The sequence below is a fragment of the Streptomyces sp. CB01249 genome, from assembly GCF_001905735.1.
Taxonomy (GTDB): Bacteria; Actinomycetota; Actinomycetes; order Streptomycetales; family Streptomycetaceae; genus Streptomyces.
Map to the genome: position 1 here is coordinate 74,969 of NZ_LISW01000010.1, position 16,654 is coordinate 91,622.

The 16,654-nt window shown below is 73.5% G+C and carries 12 protein-coding genes; 3 read left to right on the forward strand and 9 right to left on the reverse strand.

The genetic code is table 11. The features are described 5' to 3' along the window. Positions 1 to 439 precede the first annotated feature (439 nt). Positions 440 to 634, reverse strand: a complete 195-nt coding sequence (locus AMK18_RS34690; RefSeq protein ID WP_143202287.1) for a hypothetical protein — start codon at positions 632 to 634, stop codon at positions 440 to 442. A 154-nt stretch (positions 635 to 788) separates the two neighbouring features. Here AMK18_RS34690 and AMK18_RS32755 point away from each other — a divergent pair, with 154 nt between their 5' ends. Both AMK18_RS32755 and AMK18_RS32760 read left to right on the forward strand, forming a co-directional pair. Further along, positions 789 to 1,799, forward strand: coding sequence for a helix-turn-helix domain-containing protein (locus tag AMK18_RS32755; protein WP_164626814.1), 1,011 nt, complete (start codon positions 789 to 791; stop codon positions 1,797 to 1,799). A gap of 118 nt (positions 1,800 to 1,917) precedes the next feature. Next, positions 1,918 to 2,841, forward strand: a complete 924-nt coding sequence (locus AMK18_RS32760; RefSeq protein ID WP_143202288.1) for an AfsA-related hotdog domain-containing protein — start codon at positions 1,918 to 1,920, stop codon at positions 2,839 to 2,841. On the opposite strand, the gene AMK18_RS32765 is transcribed toward AMK18_RS32760, so the two are convergent. From AMK18_RS32765 to AMK18_RS32800, 8 genes are read right to left on the reverse strand one after another with little or no spacing between them, the layout of a single operon-like run. Next, positions 2,821 to 3,681, reverse strand: a complete 861-nt coding sequence (locus tag AMK18_RS32765; protein ID WP_079199384.1) for a 4'-phosphopantetheinyl transferase family protein — start codon at positions 3,679 to 3,681, stop codon at positions 2,821 to 2,823. The two genes, AMK18_RS32760 and AMK18_RS32765, sit on opposite strands and share 21 nt — an antisense overlap. Before the next feature lie 2 nt (positions 3,682 to 3,683). Then, positions 3,684 to 3,929 carry an acyl carrier protein gene (locus tag AMK18_RS32770; RefSeq protein WP_073865685.1) on the reverse strand — a complete coding sequence of 82 codons (246 nt, stop codon included), beginning with the start codon at positions 3,927 to 3,929 and terminating at the stop codon, positions 3,684 to 3,686. Continuing rightward, the gene (locus AMK18_RS32775; protein WP_107422381.1) at positions 3,904 to 5,832 is read right to left on the reverse strand and encodes an HAD-IIIC family phosphatase; all 1,929 of its coding nucleotides are present in this window, start codon (positions 5,830 to 5,832) and stop codon (positions 3,904 to 3,906) included. The genes AMK18_RS32770 and AMK18_RS32775 overlap by 26 nt, the downstream gene beginning before the upstream one ends. Further along, complete coding sequence (locus tag AMK18_RS32780) at positions 5,829 to 6,875, reverse strand: 3-oxoacyl-ACP synthase III family protein (protein WP_073865687.1); 1,047 nt, start codon at positions 6,873 to 6,875, stop codon at positions 5,829 to 5,831. The genes AMK18_RS32775 and AMK18_RS32780 overlap by 4 nt, the downstream gene beginning before the upstream one ends. Then, positions 6,872 to 9,874, reverse strand: a complete 3,003-nt coding sequence (locus AMK18_RS32785; RefSeq protein WP_073865688.1) for a type I polyketide synthase — start codon at positions 9,872 to 9,874, stop codon at positions 6,872 to 6,874. Before AMK18_RS32785 ends, AMK18_RS32780 begins: the two co-directional genes overlap by 4 nt. After that, positions 9,871 to 10,161, reverse strand: coding sequence for an acyl carrier protein (locus AMK18_RS32790; RefSeq protein ID WP_073865689.1), 291 nt, complete (start codon positions 10,159 to 10,161; stop codon positions 9,871 to 9,873). The genes AMK18_RS32785 and AMK18_RS32790 overlap by 4 nt, the downstream gene beginning before the upstream one ends. Positions 10,162 to 10,196: 35 nt before the next feature. Next, a complete protein-coding gene (locus tag AMK18_RS32795; RefSeq protein ID WP_073865690.1) occupies positions 10,197 to 11,945 on the reverse strand; it encodes an acyl-CoA dehydrogenase in 1,749 nt (582 codons plus the stop codon). Then, positions 11,939 to 13,723: a fatty acyl-AMP ligase gene (locus tag AMK18_RS32800; protein WP_241836707.1), complete on the reverse strand. Its 1,785-nt coding sequence runs from the start codon at positions 13,721 to 13,723 to the stop codon at positions 11,939 to 11,941. Before AMK18_RS32800 ends, AMK18_RS32795 begins: the two co-directional genes overlap by 7 nt. Positions 13,724 to 13,967: 244 nt before the next feature. On the opposite strand from AMK18_RS32800, the gene AMK18_RS32805 reads away from it, so the two are divergent. Further along, positions 13,968 to 16,586 (forward strand): AfsR/SARP family transcriptional regulator, encoded by a 2,619-nt coding sequence (locus AMK18_RS32805; RefSeq protein ID WP_073865692.1) that lies wholly within the window; start codon positions 13,968 to 13,970, stop codon positions 16,584 to 16,586. The last annotated feature ends 68 nt before the right edge of the window (positions 16,587 to 16,654 follow it).

Here is a 16,654-nt window from a genome sequence, read left to right on the forward strand (position 1 = left end):
CGTTCCACGCGCTGACGTCCGCAGCGGTGGAGGTCGTCGAGCACGCGACGCCCCTCCCCCGGACGGCCCGGGCTCGCGCACGGCCGGAGACGACACTGCGGCCGCGGAGCGCCCGAATGCGTGAATGCCGTAATGCCACCCGCGCCCCGGACGGAAATCCGGACCATACCGAGGCACCACGGAAGAAGCTGACACAATGAAAAGGGTGGCCGCCAAATGAACGGCTTATTGTCTGCGCGTGCACATGCGCGAGACATATGCGTCGAGCATTCGGGAAACCCGGCACGCATTAACGTACGGAAGTGGCGCACACCGTCGGCCGAAGTGGTTCGGAGCAAGTCCTCATAGGTCACGGGTTGCCCCAGGAACGGCAAAGCTCCCGCAACCGGCCATGTCGGCCGGTCGGGGAGCGGACGCACGCCTCCGACCCGGGGTCGAGTCAAGGGTGGGCAACACCCCACTGGTCGTCGAGGACGTGGAACTGCACGTCACCGGCGAGGGACGAACCGGAAATATCAACCTTCGCCTGAAGATCCGGAGTTGATGCTTCCGCCAAGCCCATTCCAAGACTTCCCCAAATTCCGAACGTTACGAGCAATCCCGAGAATATGCGCTTCGCCGCTACCTTGTTCATCGTTACCCCCTGTAGACATCCGTGCGGTGCGAGGTACACACTGCCAACGGCTCAAGTCACTTCCAAGCGAAACTCGATGACGTAAAGTGGCCTGGCAACTAGTTCCATGGCGTACGGGGGAGTGACCAAAGGGATGGCCGGGGAACCGCTTTACTTGCCACACTCCGATGCCTTCGACGACGACTGTGCGATTGCTTATCAGCACGCCGTCACCCATGGGCGGTACACGCGGCACGGAGTGGCCGAGGCCCTCGGGATCAGCCTCGAAGAGGCCGCCCAGATCGAGAAGAAGCTGCAGACCCTGAGCCTGCTCCACCCCACGCCCGGCGAGCCGGGCACCTTCGTCCCGGTCAGCCCGGACGCAGCCGCCGCCGACCTCGTGGGGCCCACCGAGACACAGATCCGTGAGCTCCAGCAGGCCGTCACCGACGTGCGCACACGGATGCGGGCTCTGGAGCCCACGTACTTCGAGAGCCGCCAGCGCCGCAACCAGGCGGAGGCCTTCGACATCATCAGCGACATCGGCGTCCTGCAGTCGATGCTCAACGACTGGGGCGCCCGGTGCCGGACGGAAGTGCTCACCGCACAGCCCGGCGGCCCCCGACCCAGCCACTTCCTCGACAACGCGCGGCCGCTCACACTGACGCGCCTGGCGCGCGGGGTGACGGTGCGCCACCTCTACCAGCACACCGTGCGCAGCGATCTGGCGACCACCGCGTACGTACGGGTCGTGACGGCCGCCGGGGCCGAGGTCCGTACGACGGACGAGCTGATCGACCGCATCGTCATCTACGACCGGGAGATCGTCTTCCTCCCCGAGCAGAACGTGGACGGACGCGCCCCGGGGGCGGTCGTGGTCCGCGAGCCGGCGCTCGTGGCCTTCCTCTACAAGGTGTACGAGCACCTGTGGGCGGCCGCCACATCCTTCTCACCGGGGGCCGAGGAGCCCACGGCCGTGACCGATGACCTGAAACGATCGATCGTCAGGCTGATGGCCCAGGGGCACAAGGACGAGGTGGTGGCGCGACGACTGGGCATGTCGGTACGGACCTGCCGGCGCTACATCTCCCAGATCATGGAGGAACTGGAGTCCACCAGCCGGTTCCAGGCGGGCGTGAGCGCGGCCGCGAGCGGGATGCTCGACGACCCCAACGGCATGACGTAAGGCATTACGTGCCGGGCCACTTGCTGCCATCACGGATGGCTGGTTCCGGCGCCCGCCATCGGTGCACCCTAAATCGGGCCGAGACCGTGTCCGGTCCGGTTCTGAGGGGGTGTGACGTATGCGGAGTCCCGCAGTCCGTCATCTGATCCACCGGCCGAGGTCGTGGCAGTATCCGGTCCCGGCCGTACCTGACACCGAGGAGGAGTTCGTCCTGGTCTGTGAGTTCCCCGCTGGGAACGCACAGGGGCGGCGCTTCCATGAGCTGCTGGACGTGGTCGGTGCGGTCCAGGAGGCCGCCGAGTTCATCGGACGCTGCCATTTCGCCGTGAAACCCGACCGCGTGGCGGTGTTCTACCGCTTCGGGCTGTGGGCGGACGACATCGCGGCCCTGCACTGCCGGGTGCCGGACGGACGGCTCGACGTCCGGCTGAGCGTACGCCCGGACAAGGTCGTGGACGGCGTACCGCGGGTTCTGGAGTTCCGCATGGCGATCCGGATCGACGGCAGTCCCTGCGGTGCCGGGGAAGCCAGCCTGGTCTTCCTGGCGCCCGGCGTGCACACCAACCACCGCCGCCACAGCCGCGCGGCGCTGCTCGCCGCCTGCGGCACGGCCGGCGGGGGTGGCGCGGCCGCCCCGGCGGGTTCTCCCGTCGACCCGGCCGACATCGGGTACGGGGACCCCCGTGACGTGCTGCTGCGCAACCCCGGTACGGCCGACGGACGGCTCTCCGTCGACGTGACGCTGCCCCCGCCCGTCGACGGGGAGGTCCCGGCGCGGGTCCTGCTGGAGGCCGTACGGCAGGTTTCGCTGTACACCGCCGTGCGGGCGCACGGGCTGGCGGCCGGGCGGAACACGCTGGCCTCGCTGCGGGCCCACTTCCGGGGCTACGCGGAACCGGACCTGCCGCTGCGCTGCGCCGCGGTGTGGGAGCCGCTCGGCAAGGACGGGCGGGGGCGGCGGCTGGCGCCGGTCTCCCTGAGCCTCATCCAGGCCGACCGGGCGATCCTGGAGACGACCACCTCAGTGGTCGAGGACCTGTGACCAGTAGTCATGCGACCACTCCCCTTCCAGTGCCTCGGTGAGCGCGGCCACCGCGTCGGAGTCGAGCATGGTGGTGATCTGGGCGTCCACAGTCCGGCCGAGACCGGCGTCGTAGACGGCGGCGCTGACGCAGAACTCCAGGCCGTCGCTGACGAGGAGGCATGTCCGGAAGGACCATTCGTCGCCCGCTCCCGGTGTCCCGTCCGGGCGCTGCACCTGGGTGGGCCGGCCGTCGGGGCCGAAGCCGAACTCGGTGAACCGGAACCGCATCCCCTGCCCGATGGCCTTGCTGTACGCCTCCTTGAGCGTCCACAGCCGCAGCAGGCTCGGGTTGCGCTCCTCCTCCGGCAGCTCGGAGACGAGCAGCCGCTCGTGCGGGGTGCAGATGTGCCGGTCGAGCCCGCGGCTGTAGATGCGCCGGTCGGACCGCTCGGCGTCCACACCGACCAGGCCGCGCGTGGTCAGGCCGACCAGCAGCAGGTCGTCGGTGTGGCTGAGGCTGATGTCGATCTGGTCGCAGCCGCGCAGGTACGGCCGGCCGGTGGGTCCGTACATCAGTTCCAGGTCCTGCGGCTCGGCCTCCAGCGCGGCGGCCGCGGCGTGTTTGAGCAGCAGGCGGGAGGCGGCGAACTGGTCGCGTATCTCCTCGTGCGTGATGTCCCGGTAGCGGGCCCAGTCCCGGCCGAGGGTGGCGCGCAGCGCGGCCCCTCCGGGTTCGGCGGGGCGCCAGTCGTCGAGGCGGCCGTGCACCAGCGCGGTACCGTGCGCCGCCAGTTCGGTGCGTACGGCGGTCCAGTTGGTACCCGCCACTGTCACGGCGAGGGGGTCGCCGATGGCCATGGTCACGGGGCGACCACCAGACGGTGGACCTCGGCGAGGTTGCGGGCCTGGAGCACCCGGGCGACCGGGACGGGCCTGCCGGTGGCCCGCTCGGCGAGCATGACCAGGCGCAGCAGGTGCACCGAGTCCCAGTCCAGCAGGGTGTCGAAGTCCGCTGCGGCTTCCTCCGGGGTCAGGTCGAGACCGAGTTCCTCGCAGACGTGGGTGAGGAAGCGGGGCAGGTCAGTGATGTTGCAGGTGGTGTCCATGGACCCTCCCTCCGAGTCGCGCGTCGAGTGTCAGATGGCCCGGTACGGGTGGCAGGGCGTCCAGCGTGTGCCGGAACCAGATGCCGTCGCCGTCCGTCCCGTCCTCCTGGGTGAAGCCGAGGGACGGGTAGAAGCCGCGCACCCTCGCGTTGCTGCGGGTCGGGCGGTAGCGGGCGCGCACGGCGGCCAGGCGCTGACCCCGGGCATGGGCCAGTACGGTGGCGAGGCAGGCGTCCTCGATGCCCCGGGCCAGTGCCCGGCAGCTGAGGAACACGTTGTCCACGGCCAGGGTGTCCCCGTCACGGCGGACGAAGAGCGCGCCGACCAGGCCGCTGTCGCCGAAGCGGTCGCTGACGCGGACGGCGAGCACCTGGTGGCCCTCGGTGTGGTGGAAGGCGGCGACGCGGTCGGCCTGGACCCGTTCGCCGGTGAGGTTGAACTGATTGGTGCGCAGCGACAGCTGGGAGAGCCGGCGGATCTCGTGCGGCTCGGGTTCGGAGAGGGTGACCTCGGTACGCAGCTCCGCCAGGTAGTCCTCGTAGGAGCCGGTGCTCCCGCGGAACTCCTCGCGTGCGGCGGCCTCCTGGTAGCGAACGGTGCGACGGGTGTCGTCGTCGGTGATCTGCGGCGTGTCGAACCAGCCGTCCCGGAGCAGGGCGTGCAGGTGCAGAGCCGGTTCGGTGCCGAGCGGGACGACGGCGGTGCCCGGCAGATGGCGGCGGATCAGGGCCCGCTCCGCGGGCGAGTCGTCGAGGAAGACGAGGAAGTCGGCGGAGATGCCCAGCCGCCGGGCGATGGCGTGGAGGCTGCCGTCCTTGGGCTCCCACCCGGCGTGGACGGCGACGAAGTCCGCGGGGCGCAGGGTCATGTCGGGGTGGCCGGCGAGCACGTCGCGGACCGGGCCGGGGTCGTTCTTGCTGCTGACGGCGAGCAGGACCCCCTGGGCCGCGAGTTGTTTCGCCACCCGCTGGACCGCCCGGTACGGCTCGCCGATCAGAGTGCCGCCCGGCGCGATGCCGTCGGGCCCGTCCTCGCCGAGGACCCCGCCCCACAGGGTGTTGTCGAGGTCGAGGACGAGGCACTTCTTGGTCAGGCCGGACCGGGAGCGCAGCACGTGGGCCGCGTCGCGGGCGTAGGCGGAGAACAGCTCGTCGCTGAAGGGCGAGCGGGTGTAGAGGGCCAGCCGGGGATCGCCGGCCGGGCCCGAGGACGCGATGACCGGGTCGAGGTCGAGGACCACGAGGGCGGGGTGGCTCTCGGTCAGGCGCAGCAGGCGGGCGTTGAACTCGCGCCACACCGCGCCCAGCCGGGCGCGCCCGCGCTGGTCCACGAGCTGCTGGGCGCAGTGGCGGGGCAGCGGCAGGGTGTTGAGGACCAGGGTGCCGGTGCCGTGGGCGGTGTGCGCCTCGGCGACGAGGGTGAGGTGGGCGGCGAGTTCCGCGCAGGCGGCCTCGACGTCGTCGGGGCCCCAGGGCAGCGGGAGCCGGCCGAGAACCGCGTCGGCGTCCATGACGCACAGGGTGAGGTCGGGGCGGGCGGTGCGCAGTTCCCCGTCGGGGTCGGTGAGATCGCGCAGGTAGGCACCGTGGGTGCCGTGGACCTGGTGGGCCAGCAGGCCGTGCCGGGCGAGCTCGGCGGTCAGCGGGTCGGTGAGCTGGGCCAGCGTGGAGTGACCGGTGACGGCGACGGTGACCACGGGCGTCGCCGGGTGACCGGCGAGGACGTCCTCGGTGCGCAGGGAGGCCAGGAGGCGGCCGCAGCGGCGCAGTTCGGACAGCAGGTCGGTCTCGGTCCGGGAGGGGTCGTCGGTGATCTCGGCCAGCAGGGAGCGGACCCGCGGGTAGCGGGCGGCGAGTCTCCCGGTGGTGTGCAGTGCGCGGAGTTCCTCCAGCGGTGTGGTCACCGTGTGTCCTCCTTCTCCAGGGCGAGACCTGCCTTGATCCATTTGCTGGACTCGACGACGAGGGCCAGGGCCCGGTCTCCGGGGCGCAGCTCCGGCACGAGGCGGTCGAGCTGTACGAACGGCAGGGCGTTTCCGGTGTTGCCGGTTTCGGCGACGCAGGAGATCTCCCGGGGGCCGGGCAGCGACAGATCGTCGACGATGCGCCGGGTCATCCGGCCGGAGAGCTGGGGCGGCAGCAGGAAGTCGATCTCGTCGGGGCTCCAGCCGGTGGTCTCCAGCAGCTGCCAGAGGATCTCCCCCGCCATGAGGGGCACGCCCTCCTCGATGGCCTTGTAGTCCTCGTGGAGCATGCGGCGGTCCGGGTCCCGGCGGGCGGGCCCCTCCCAGTCGATGGTCTGGCCCGGGGCGCGGCCCTGCCCGGTGAAGCAGTTGAGCAGCGCCCGTACGCCGATGGCCTCGCCCTCCGGGTCGGCGCTGACGACGGCCGCGCCCGCGCCGTCGCCGAACAGCACGTAGTTGATGAGCTCCTGGGTGGGCAGGGTGGCGGCGCCGCGCGTGGGGTCGAGGAAGCGGGCGGTGACGTCCCCGCCGACGACGAGCCCGGCCCGGTGGCCGGAGGCGATCAGCGCGCGGCCGAGGTCGAGGGCCTGGACGGCGCCCGCACAGCCCGCCTGGATCTGGTACACGGGCAGGTAGTTGAGCCCGAGCCGGTCCGCGACCTGGGTGGCCGTGGTGGGGAGCAGGGTGTCGGGGGTGGTGGTGGTGAGGACCAGGAAGTCGAGTTCGGAGGCCGCGAATCCGGAGGCGTCCAGCGCCCGCCCGGCGGCCTCGGCGCACAGGTCGGCGAGGGAGTGCAGGACCTCGCCGGTGCCCAGGTCCCAGCCGAAGTGGCGGGTGCGGGTGCCCACGAAGAGGTCGATCCACTCCTCGCTGATGCCGAAGACCTTGCCGAGGTCGGCGTTGGTGACGGCTGGTCCGGGCAGGGCGGCGGCGGTGCCGGCGATGTGGAAGGCGGGTACGGGCGTGCCCGTGGGGCGGCTCATGGGGTGGCTCCTACGCTGATCCACTCGCCGAGGAACGCGGCGAGCGAGCCCACCGTCCGCAGGGCCGGGAGGATTTGCTGGACGGTGGCGCTGCCGGTCTGCGGCAGTTTCGATTCGACGCGGTCCTTGAGCTGCATGATCATCACGGAGTCGAAGCCGAGGTCGGCGTAGAACCGGGTCTCGTGGCCGACCCGGGCCGGGTCGTACCCGCCGACCTCGACGACGGCGGCGATCACGGCTCCGAGCACGGGGTCCTCGGGCCCGCACGGCGCGGGGGCGGCCGGACCGGCAGGAGCTCCGGTACCGGCGTCGGCGGGGGATGCGGCCCCGGGCCCGCCGGGGGGAGCGGGGTCCGGGGCCGCGGTCATGGGGGCGGCACGGGGCACCGGCGCGTGCCAGTACCGGTGCTCGGTGGCGAACGCGTACGGCACCAGCCGCTCCACGGTGCGGTGCGCGGGCTCGTACAGCTCCTGCCAGTGCGGGTCGAGTCCGCAGCGGTAGAGGGCGGCGACGGTCTCGGCGAGGTCGGCGCCGCCCGCGCAGATGCCGGGCGCGGGGTGCAGCAGCCGCACTCCCCCGGGCAGTCCGGTGCGGCCGGCGAGCTGGACGAGCTGGGGGGCGGGGCCGATCTCGATCAGCACCCCGGGCATCAGGTCGGTCATCAGGGCGTCCAGGGCCGCTTCGAACAGCACCGGTTCCCGGGCCTGTTCGCGCCAGTACGCGGCGTCCAGCGGCTCGTCACCGAGCATGCGCCCGTAGCGGGTGGAGGCGAAGGGGATGCGGGGGGCGGTGCAGGCGACCCCGGCCGCGGACTCGGCGAACCGGTCCAGGGCCGGTTCGGTCAGCGGCGAGTGGAAGGCGTGCGAGACGCGCAGCCGGCTGCTGCGGATACCGGAGGCGCGCAGTTCGGCGGCGACGGTGTCGAGTGCTTCCAGGGAACCGGACAGGACCGTGCTGCCGGGCCCGTTGACGGCGGCCACGGCCACCGCGCGCCGGGTGGCGGGCGGGAGGGCCTTCAGCACCTCCCGCGCCTCGGCCGCGTCCGCGCGCACGGACAGCATGCCGCCGCCTTCGGGAAGTTCCTCCATCAGCCGGGCTCGTACGGCGATCAGCCGGACGGCGTCCTCCAGGGTGAGCGCACCGGCGGCGACGGCCGCGGCGAACTCGCCGACGCTGTGGCCGAGCACGGCGTCGGGGTGGACCCCGAGGTCGCCCAGGGTGCGCCACATCGCGTAGCCGACGGCGAACAGGGCGGGCTGGGCCCAGCCGGTGCGGTGGACGGCCGGGTCCTCGCCGAGGATCAGGTCGCGGACCGAGCCGCCCAGGTGCGGGGCGAGTGCGGCGTCGGCCTCGTCGAGGTGGCGGCGGTAGGCGGCGCTGTCGCGGTAGAGACCGGCGGTCATGCCCGGTTCCTGGACACCCTGGCCGCTGAAGAGGAAGCCGACGGCCGGGGGGTGCCAGGCCCGGTCGGCGATACCGGCCCGCAGCTGGGCGTCGTCGGCGGCCGCTCTCAGGGCGGTCGCCAGTTCCGTGGTGTCGCGGGCGGTGATCGCGGCCCGGTAGCCCAGGCCGGTCTTGACCTGGTTGCTGGTCCAGCACAGGGCGGCGGCGTCGCCGCGCGGTCGGCGGGCGACGGCCTCGGCCTGACAGGCGAGGTTGCGGCGCAGCGCCTCGGGGGTGTTGCCGGAGACGGTGAACACGCCGACGGGGGCGGCGGTACGGGTACGGCGAGCGGGTGCGCGGCGCACCCGCGGAGCTGCGGCGAGGACGGCATGGGCGTTGGTGCCGCCCATCCCGAAGCTGCTGACTCCGGCGAGGACTTCTCCGGCCGGGAGCCGCAGGGGCGCCTTGAGCAGGCTCAGGCCGCGCTCGGCGAGCCGGAGCTGGGGGTTCTCGCGGGCGGCGTGGCGGCTGGCGGGTACGAGGCGGTGGTGCAGGGCGAGCGCGACCTTGATGAGGCCGGCGATGCCGGCGGCGCCCTCCGTGTGCCCCAGGTTGCCCTTGACGGAGCCGATGGCGCAGGGCTCGGGGCGCTGCACGGCGTGGAGTTCGCCGAGGGCGGCGCACTCGATGATGTCGCCGAGCGCGGTGCCGGTGCCGTGGGCCTCGATGAAGCGGATGCGGTCGGGGGTGACTCCGGCGCGCCGGTAGGCGGCGGCGACGACCTCGCGCTGCGACCACCGGTTGGGGGCGGTGACCCCGTTGCTGCGGCCGTCCTGGTTGACCGCGGAGCCCCGGATGACGGCGTACACGCGCTGTCCGTCGGCGAGCGCGTCCTCCAGCCGTCGCAGCACGACGGTGCCCGCTCCGTCACTGCGCCCGATGCCGTCGGCGTCGGCGCTGAAGGGCTTGCAGCGGCCGTCGGGGGCGGCCAGGCCCATCTGCGCGTAGACGCGGCCGAGGGCCGGGGTCAGCACGAGGTTGACGCCTCCGGCGAGCGCGGTGTCGCACTCCCCCGCCAGCAGGGAGTTGACGGCCAGGTGCACGGCGACGAGAGAGGAGGAACAGGCGGTGTCGACGGCGAGGCTGGGGCCTTTGAGGTCGAGGTGGTACGAGATCCGGTTGGCGGCCATGCAGGAGCTGGTGCCGGCGCCGAGCTGCGGGGTGACCCGGGAGTGGTCGGCCATGTGGAGCTGGGCCCACTCGCTGCCCATCGCCCCGACGAAGACCCCCGTGTCGCTGCCGGCGAGGGCGGCCGGGGACTGGCCGGAGTCCTCCAGCGCCCGCCACGCGCACTGGAGGAGCAGCCGGTGCTGCGGGTCCATGGCCGCGGCCTCGCGGGGCGAGACGGTGAAGAAGTCGTTGTCGAAGGTGGCGATGTCCTCGATGAACCCTCCGCGCACGGAGGCGTCGAAGCCGGTCCCCTCGCGCCGCCCGGCGGGCAGCTCGCCGATGCTGTCGCCGCCGCGGACGAGCAGCTCCCAGTAGCTCTCGGCACCGACCGCGCCGGGAAAGACGCAGTCCATCCCGACGACGGCCACCGCGCCCGCGCCCGTCATGGGCGCGTCCGGCCGGCCGGGACCCGGACGCCGCGCGAGGCCAGGTGGGTGGCCAGTGCGGCCACCGTGGAGTGGTCCCAGGCCATGGACGGGTCGACCGGGATGCCGAACTCGTCCTCCACGTCGCCGCAGAGGCTCAGTGCGCACACCGAGTCCATGCCGTACACGGCGAGCGGAACGGTGGGGTCGATGCTTTCGGGCTCCCGGTCCAGGTAGACGGCGAGCCGGTCGGTCAGCCACCCGTACAGCGGGGCAGCCGCGCTGCGCGGCGGCGCGGGCAGGGTCATGCCGGACTCCTTCGGTGCAAGGCCATGCCGGCCGGTCAGCCGGGAAGGGGGACGTTGTACAGGTCGTAGCTGCGCTGGTCGCCGAAGCGGGCGAGGACCTCCTGGTGGATCCGGGCCGTGCACTCGGCGGGCAGGTCGACGCCGGGGGCGCCGAGGCGCCGGGCGATGTGGTGCAGGGCCAGGGCCGCCCAGGCGGGGTCGGCGAGGAAGGGGTCGCGGTCCGCGTCGCCGTGCCGCCACACGCCGAGGACGGCCGCGGCGGCGAGCACCAGGACGTACCGGTCGGTGAGCGTGAACCAGACGGGGCTCACGGGGGCTCCGCCACCGGGCGGGGGCAGGGCCAGCACGCGGGTGCGCAGGTCGCGGAGTTCGTCGACCATCTGCCCGGCGAGTTCGCGCAGGGCACGCTCGACGGGGCTCCGGCCGGTCAGCGTCCCCGCGGTCTCCACGAGAGAGGCGCTGAGGCTGTCGCGGCCGCAGGCCAGCGCCAGCTGGTCGTAGTCGAACGGGGGCAGCGGGGCGCCGGGCTTGAACAGGGCGTCGGAGGCGGGCGGTTCGTTGAACCAGGACCGGGCGGCCAGGGCCGGGAGCTGAGGGATGATCGTGGCCTGGCAGGCGACGGTCCCGGCGTGTCCCAGGCTGACCACGGGCACGTCCCGCAGGTGCTTCTGGAAGACGCCGACGGTGCCGCCCCGGGTGTAGAGCTGCGAGCCGAGGACGGTGGACAGGTCGTACATCGTGTCGCTGAGCACGCGCGGCAGCAGCGACTTGACCGCGGCCGAGTAGACGCTGGTCTCGGCCGGGTGCAGGTGCAGGGCGCGGGTGGCGACGACGGCCAGGCAGTCGTAGAACAGCAGGTTCACGAAGGCGTTCGCCAGGGTGACCGCCGTGTGTTCGGGATCGACGGGGGCGCCGTGCCCGGGTTTCTGGGTGCGGTCGACGAGGACGGCGGTGCGCAGGCAGGTGTCCACGGCGGCGGCGACCAGGGAGGCCATGACGGTCCGGCTCATCTGGAAGGACCGCAGGGAGGTGGGCACGCCGCTGCCGAGCGGGCCGAGCAGGGCCTGCTCGGGCACCGGGCAGTCCTCGAACGCGACGGAGTCGAAGTGGCAGCCGCGCATGCCGGTACGGGGGCGGCGGCGGGTGACCCGGTAGCGGTCGGCCGGCAGGGTCCGCGGATCCAGCAGGAGGGCGGAGTGGCTGCCGCTGCCGGGGCGGTCGTCCGTCCGGCAGAACAGCACGAGGGCGTCGGCCCGGTGCAGGTTGTTGACGACGGACTTGGCGCCGCTCACGGACAGGCCGGCCGCGGTGCGGGTGGCGGCCACCTGGCTGCGGACGAAGTCGTTCGTGTGGGCGGTCTCGTGCTGGGCGATGGCCGCTTTGGAGCCGGACAGCAGCAGCTGGGCGAGCCAGTCGCGCTGGTCCGTGCTGCCGCTCATCCACACGTCCGACGCGGCCATGAAGGTGCTCATGCCGTAGCCGGCGCCGAGGGCGGCGTCGCGCCGGAAGACCGGGCGCATCACGCGCAGCAGGGTCTCGGCGGAGTCGAAGCGCCCGCCGAGTTCGCGCGGCACGTACTCGGCGTTCAGGCCGAACGCGTCGAGGAGGGCTTCCGCGTCCGCGGACAGCGTGCCGCGCCGGTCGGCGACCAGCAGCTTCGCGTACCCAGTGGGGTTGCCAGCGTCGGTGGGATCTCCCAGCAGCCGCTCCAGCTCGGCGGCCCGGTCCCCCACCGGCGTACCGGGGGTACGGGGCCGGGGCCCGAGCGTGAGGGTGCTCACCACGGCAGGTCCTGGGCCCGGCGGGCCGCCGACGCGGGGACGGCCTCGTCGTCGGCCGGCAGAAGGGGGGCGTCCACCAAGGCGCGCACGGCGGGGTCGAGGACTTCGTGGAGGCTGGAGAGGCCGCCTCTCAGGAACAGTTTCCGCATCAGGGCGCGCTGGATCTTGCCGCTCGTGGTGCGGCGCAGGGTGCCGGGCCGGACCAGGACGACGTTGCCGACGGGCACGTCGAAGTCGCGTCCGGCCAGGGTCTGGATCCGGCAGGTCAGGTCCTGGAGCCGGGCCGTGTCGGTGTGGGGGACGCGCACCTCGTGCACGATGACGAGTTGTTCGCGGTCGGCGTCCACGGTGAAGACCGCTCCGCCGCCGGCTCCGAGCGCCGGGTCGATCTCGCGGACGGCCCATTCGACGTCCTGGGGGTAGATGTTGCGGCCGTTGAGGATGATGACGTCCTTCAGCCGCCCGGTGACGTACAGCTCGCCGTCCTCGACGACGCCCAGGTCCCCGGTGCGCAGGAATCCGGAGTCGCCGCCGGCCAGGACCGCGTGGAAGGTGTGCGCGGTCTCGGAGGGGCGCCGCCAGTAGCCCTGGGCGACGCTGTCGCCGCGCAGCCAGATCTCGCCCACCCGGCCGCCGGGCAGCGGGCTGCCGCTGACGGGGTCCACGATGCGCAGGTCGAAGTCCTGGTCGACCGGGCCGCTGGAGACCAGGGTGCGGGAGGCTTCGCCGGGCGCGGGGGCGCGCAGTTCGTCGCGTTCGAGAGCGGCCGGGTCGACGGCGCGGTGGCGGTACGGGGCGCCCGGGGTGGTCCCGGAGACGACGAGGGTGGCTTCGGCGAGACCGTAGGCCGGGTACATGCTGCCGGGGCGCAGGCCCGCGGCGGCGAACCGGGCGGCGAAGGCGTCGAGGGTGTCGGCGCGGACCGGTTCGGCGCCGTTGAGGGCGAGTCGCCAGCCGGAGAGGTCGAGTCCGGCGAGCTGGGCGTCGGTGACCCGCCGCAGGCACAGGTCGTAGCAGAAGTTCGGTCCTCCGCCGACGGTCACCCCGTGTTCGGAGATCATCCGGAGCCAGTTGACGGGCCGTTTGACGAAGGCGGTGGCGGACATCTGGACGGACGCGGAACCCAGCCAGAGGGGGTGCAGCAGGTGCGCGATCAGGCCCATGTCGTGGTAGTGCGGCAGCCAGCTGCCGAACCGGTCGGCGGGTGAGGTGCCGAGCGCCCGTCCGATGGCCGCCTCGTTGGCGAGGAGATTGCGGTGGCTGACCATGACGCCACGGGGCCGGGTGGTGGAGCCGGACGTGTACTGGAGGAAGGCCAGGTCGTCGGGCCCGGTCGCGGGCGGTTCCCAGTCCTGCGCGGCCGCGGTCGCGCCGACGACGTCGGAGGCCAGGACGACGGCTTCGGCGCGGGTCTCCATGGCGAGCCACAGGGACACTTCGGCGGCGCTCGCCGCGTCGGTGAGGACGAGCCGCGCGCCGGTGTCCTTGATGATCCCGGAGACCCGGTGCAGGCGCTCGCCCCGGTCGCCGGGGAGCGGGGCGGGCACCGCGATGGCGCCCGCGTAGAGGCAGCCGACGAACGCCTTGAGGAATTCGGGGCCCTGCGGGTGGAGCAGCAGCACCGGCTGGCCCTGGGCGCCGTGGGAGCGCAGCCGGACGGCCAGGCTGCGCGCGGCGGCGTCGAGGTCCGCGTACGAGAGCCGTTCCTCGACCGTGCCCGCGGCCGTGTCGCGCAGGAAGATGTGCGCGTCCGCCTCGCCCAGGGCCCGTGCCCGATCCATGATCAGCTCGGTAAACGTACGGTACTCGGTCAACGTAGGCCCCCTCGTGGTGCGCTCGGGGCAGCAGCGGTACGCCCCTCGTCCGCTCCCACCTGGGCGCCCGCATCGTCCGTTCCGCGGCTAAAGCGGGGCTTGCAGCGTGCGTGTGCGGGGGTTGCGGCGCCCGGTTCAGGGGGGCGCCTGTCCGGAGCCGGGGTCGGTCGCGTGCCTAGCCTGGCGATCGAAATCAGCCGGGGGAGGCCGTATGCGTTTTCGAATACTGGGGCCGTTGGAGGTCGGTGGGGCCGGAGGGCCGGAGCACGACTCCGGGAGCTCCGGAAACCTGACACCGCGCGCCGCGAAGATCCGGGTGGTCCTGGCCGCGCTCCTGGTACGGGCGAACGAGATCGTCTCCGTGGACACCCTGATCGACGAGCTGTGGGGCGAGGAGCCGCCGCGTACGGCCACCACCACGTTGCAGGTGTACGTGTCCCAGCTGCGCAAGCTGCTGGACGAGGCAGACGCCGAGTACGGCAGGGACGCGCTGGTGACCCGGGCGCCCGGCTACGAACTGCGGCTGGATCCCGCGCAGCTCGACCTCACCGTCTTCCAGGAGCTGTACGAGCGCGGGCAGGAGCGGATGGAGCGGCGCGAGTACGAGGCCGCTTCGCGGCTTCAGCGCCAGGCCCTGGCACTGTGGCGCGGCCCGCTGCTTTCGGACACCCCGCACGGTCCGCTGCTGGACGGCACGGCGGTGCGGATGACGGAGGTGCGGACGGCGGCGCTGGAACAGCGGATCCGGGCCGACCTCCACCTGGGACGGCAGCAGGCGCTGATCGGTGAATTGCAGTCGGTGGTCGCGGAGTTCCCGCTGCGGGAGGAGTTCTTCGCCCACCTGATGGTCGCCCTGTACCGGTCGGGGCGGCAGGCGGACGCCCTCCAGGTCTTCGCCCGGCTGCGGCGCGGGCTGGTGGAGGAACTCGGCATCGACCCCGGCCTGGAACTCCAGACGCTGCACCGGCAGATCCTGGCCGGCGACCCCGAGCTGCTGCGGCCGGCGGGGCACGGCGGCACCGTCGAGGTCTCGGGGGCGGACCGTGCCCGGGGCCCGGTCCCGGGTGCCGGGCCGGGGACGCCGGACGGCCCCGATGCCCCGGCCGCGCACCGGTCCGTGGTGGAGCTGCCCGCGGCCGACCAGCTGTTCACCGGCCGCGAGGAGGAGCTGGGTGCGCTGGCCGCGCTGCTGGCCGCGCCCGGCGGCCGGGTCGTGGTCCTCGGCGGCCAGGTGGGCGTCGGCAAGACCGCCCTGGCCACGGAGGCCGCACACCGGGCGGGCGAGCGCTTCCCCGGCGGCCGGGTCCTGCTCCGGATGCGGCCCGACGCGCACGAGGGCCGCGAAGGCATGGACGGTCCGGCCGCCGTGGCGCGGATCGCCCGGCTGTACGGCGCCGAGGGCGCGCTGCCCGGGGACGCCCGCGAACTGCGGGACCTGCTGCGGGGGCTGACCGGCGGGCGGCGCCTGCTGGTGGTCCTGGACTCGGTGGACCGCGCGGACCAGGTCGAGCCCTTGGCGGAGGCCCTGCCCGAGGCCCGGTTCCTGGTCACCTGTCGGCGGGTGCCGCCCGGGCTGGACGGGCGGGTGCTCCTCCTCGACGTGCCCGCGCCCAGGGACGCACGGCGGCTGTTGGTGGCCGCGCGCCGGGGTGCCGGTGCTCCGGACGAGGCGGAGGCTACGGAGATCGCCGAGCTGTGCGGACAGCTTCCGCTGGCGCTGCGCGCCGCCGCCCGCGCCGAACCGTGCGCGGCGGCCCGGTTCCGTGGCGCGCCGGGGCGCCTCGCGGAACTGGACGCGGTGAATCCTGGGTTCCTGGACCGGCTGGGCACGGCGTACGAGGACGTCGACAGCACGCGGCAGCGGGAGTTCCGGCTGCTGGGACTGCTGCCCGAGGGCCCTTTCGGGGCGGAGTCGGCCGCCGCGGTCCTGGGCACGGACGCGGCCGGCGCACGAGCCGCGGTGGCGGAGCTGGTGGCGGCCGGGCTGGTCCGGGAGGAACTGCCGAGCGCCGGGCGCCCGGCGTACTACCGGCTGTCCGAACCCCTGCGGCTGCTGGCGGCGGACCGGCTCGCCGCGCACGAACCGGCGGACTCGGTGCGGACGGCCACCGGCCGGTTGTGCGCCACGTACGAGGAGGCGCTGCGCGAGGTCGCCGGGCAGGTGGACGGGGCCCACTCCCTGGAGTGGCTGGCCCGGCAGCGGCCCGCGTTCGTCACGATGGTCCGGCAGGCGGCCCGGTCCGGGCTGTGGGAGCAGACCGTACGCCTGACCGACGCGCTGACCGGCCTGCTGGAGACCCTGGCGGCATGGGACGACTGGGAGAGCTGCCACCGGCTGGCCCTGGACGCCGCCCATCGGCTGGGCGATCTCCCGGCCCAGGCACGGCTGCTGCGCTCGCTGGGCGACCGGGCCTGGCAGCGCCGCGAACTGCCGGCCGCCGGTGAACTGTACGAACGGGCCCTGCTGGCCGCCGACATCGCCTCCGACCTGCTCGAACGGAGCCGCGCCCTGACGGGCCTGGCCGATCTGCGGCTGGACGCGGGCGCGGTCGACGGCGCGGCGGCCCTCCTCTCCCCCGCTCTGGACGCGGCCGCGCAGGACCCCCGTGCCCGGTTCGAGGCGCTGCGGGTGATGGGGCTGCTCGCGGTCGAGTGCGGGCGCCCGGCCACCGCCGAGGAGCACTTCGGCCAGTGCCTGTCCGAGGCGGTGGTCCTGGGGGACGCCCGTCTGGAGTCCTATGCCCGGCGTCGGCTGGCGGCGCTGCGCGCCCCGGCCCCGGACTGCTCGGAGGTCCGCCCGGGGGTCTGGCGGCTGCGCCCGGCGGCGTAGCGGGGGTGGGCGGGATCGGCCGGGCCCGTGTCCGTCATCGGCTACGGCCCCGGTTTAGCGGAGCGCCC

Excerpts from the sequence above, each read along its gene's own strand:
- AMK18_RS34690 (WP_143202287.1), bottom strand. The coding sequence starts at position 634 with ATGAACAAGGTAGCGGCGAAGCGCATATTCTCGGGATTGCTCGTAACG.
- AMK18_RS32760 (WP_143202288.1), top strand. The coding sequence starts at position 1,918 with ATGCGGAGTCCCGCAGTCCGTCATCTGATCCACCGGCCGAGGTCGTGG.
- AMK18_RS32765 (WP_079199384.1), bottom strand. The coding sequence starts at position 3,681 with ATGGCCATCGGCGACCCCCTCGCCGTGACAGTGGCGGGTACCAACTGG.
- AMK18_RS32770 (WP_073865685.1), bottom strand. The coding sequence starts at position 3,929 with ATGGACACCACCTGCAACATCACTGACCTGCCCCGCTTCCTCACCCAC.
- AMK18_RS32780 (WP_073865687.1), bottom strand. The coding sequence starts at position 6,875 with ATGAGCCGCCCCACGGGCACGCCCGTACCCGCCTTCCACATCGCCGGC.
- AMK18_RS32785 (WP_073865688.1), bottom strand. The coding sequence starts at position 9,874 with ATGACGGGCGCGGGCGCGGTGGCCGTCGTCGGGATGGACTGCGTCTTT.
- AMK18_RS32790 (WP_073865689.1), bottom strand. The coding sequence starts at position 10,161 with ATGACCCTGCCCGCGCCGCCGCGCAGCGCGGCTGCCCCGCTGTACGGG.
- AMK18_RS32800 (WP_241836707.1), bottom strand. The coding sequence starts at position 13,723 with ATGGATCGGGCACGGGCCCTGGGCGAGGCGGACGCGCACATCTTCCTG.
- AMK18_RS32805 (WP_073865692.1), top strand. The coding sequence starts at position 13,968 with ATGCGTTTTCGAATACTGGGGCCGTTGGAGGTCGGTGGGGCCGGAGGG.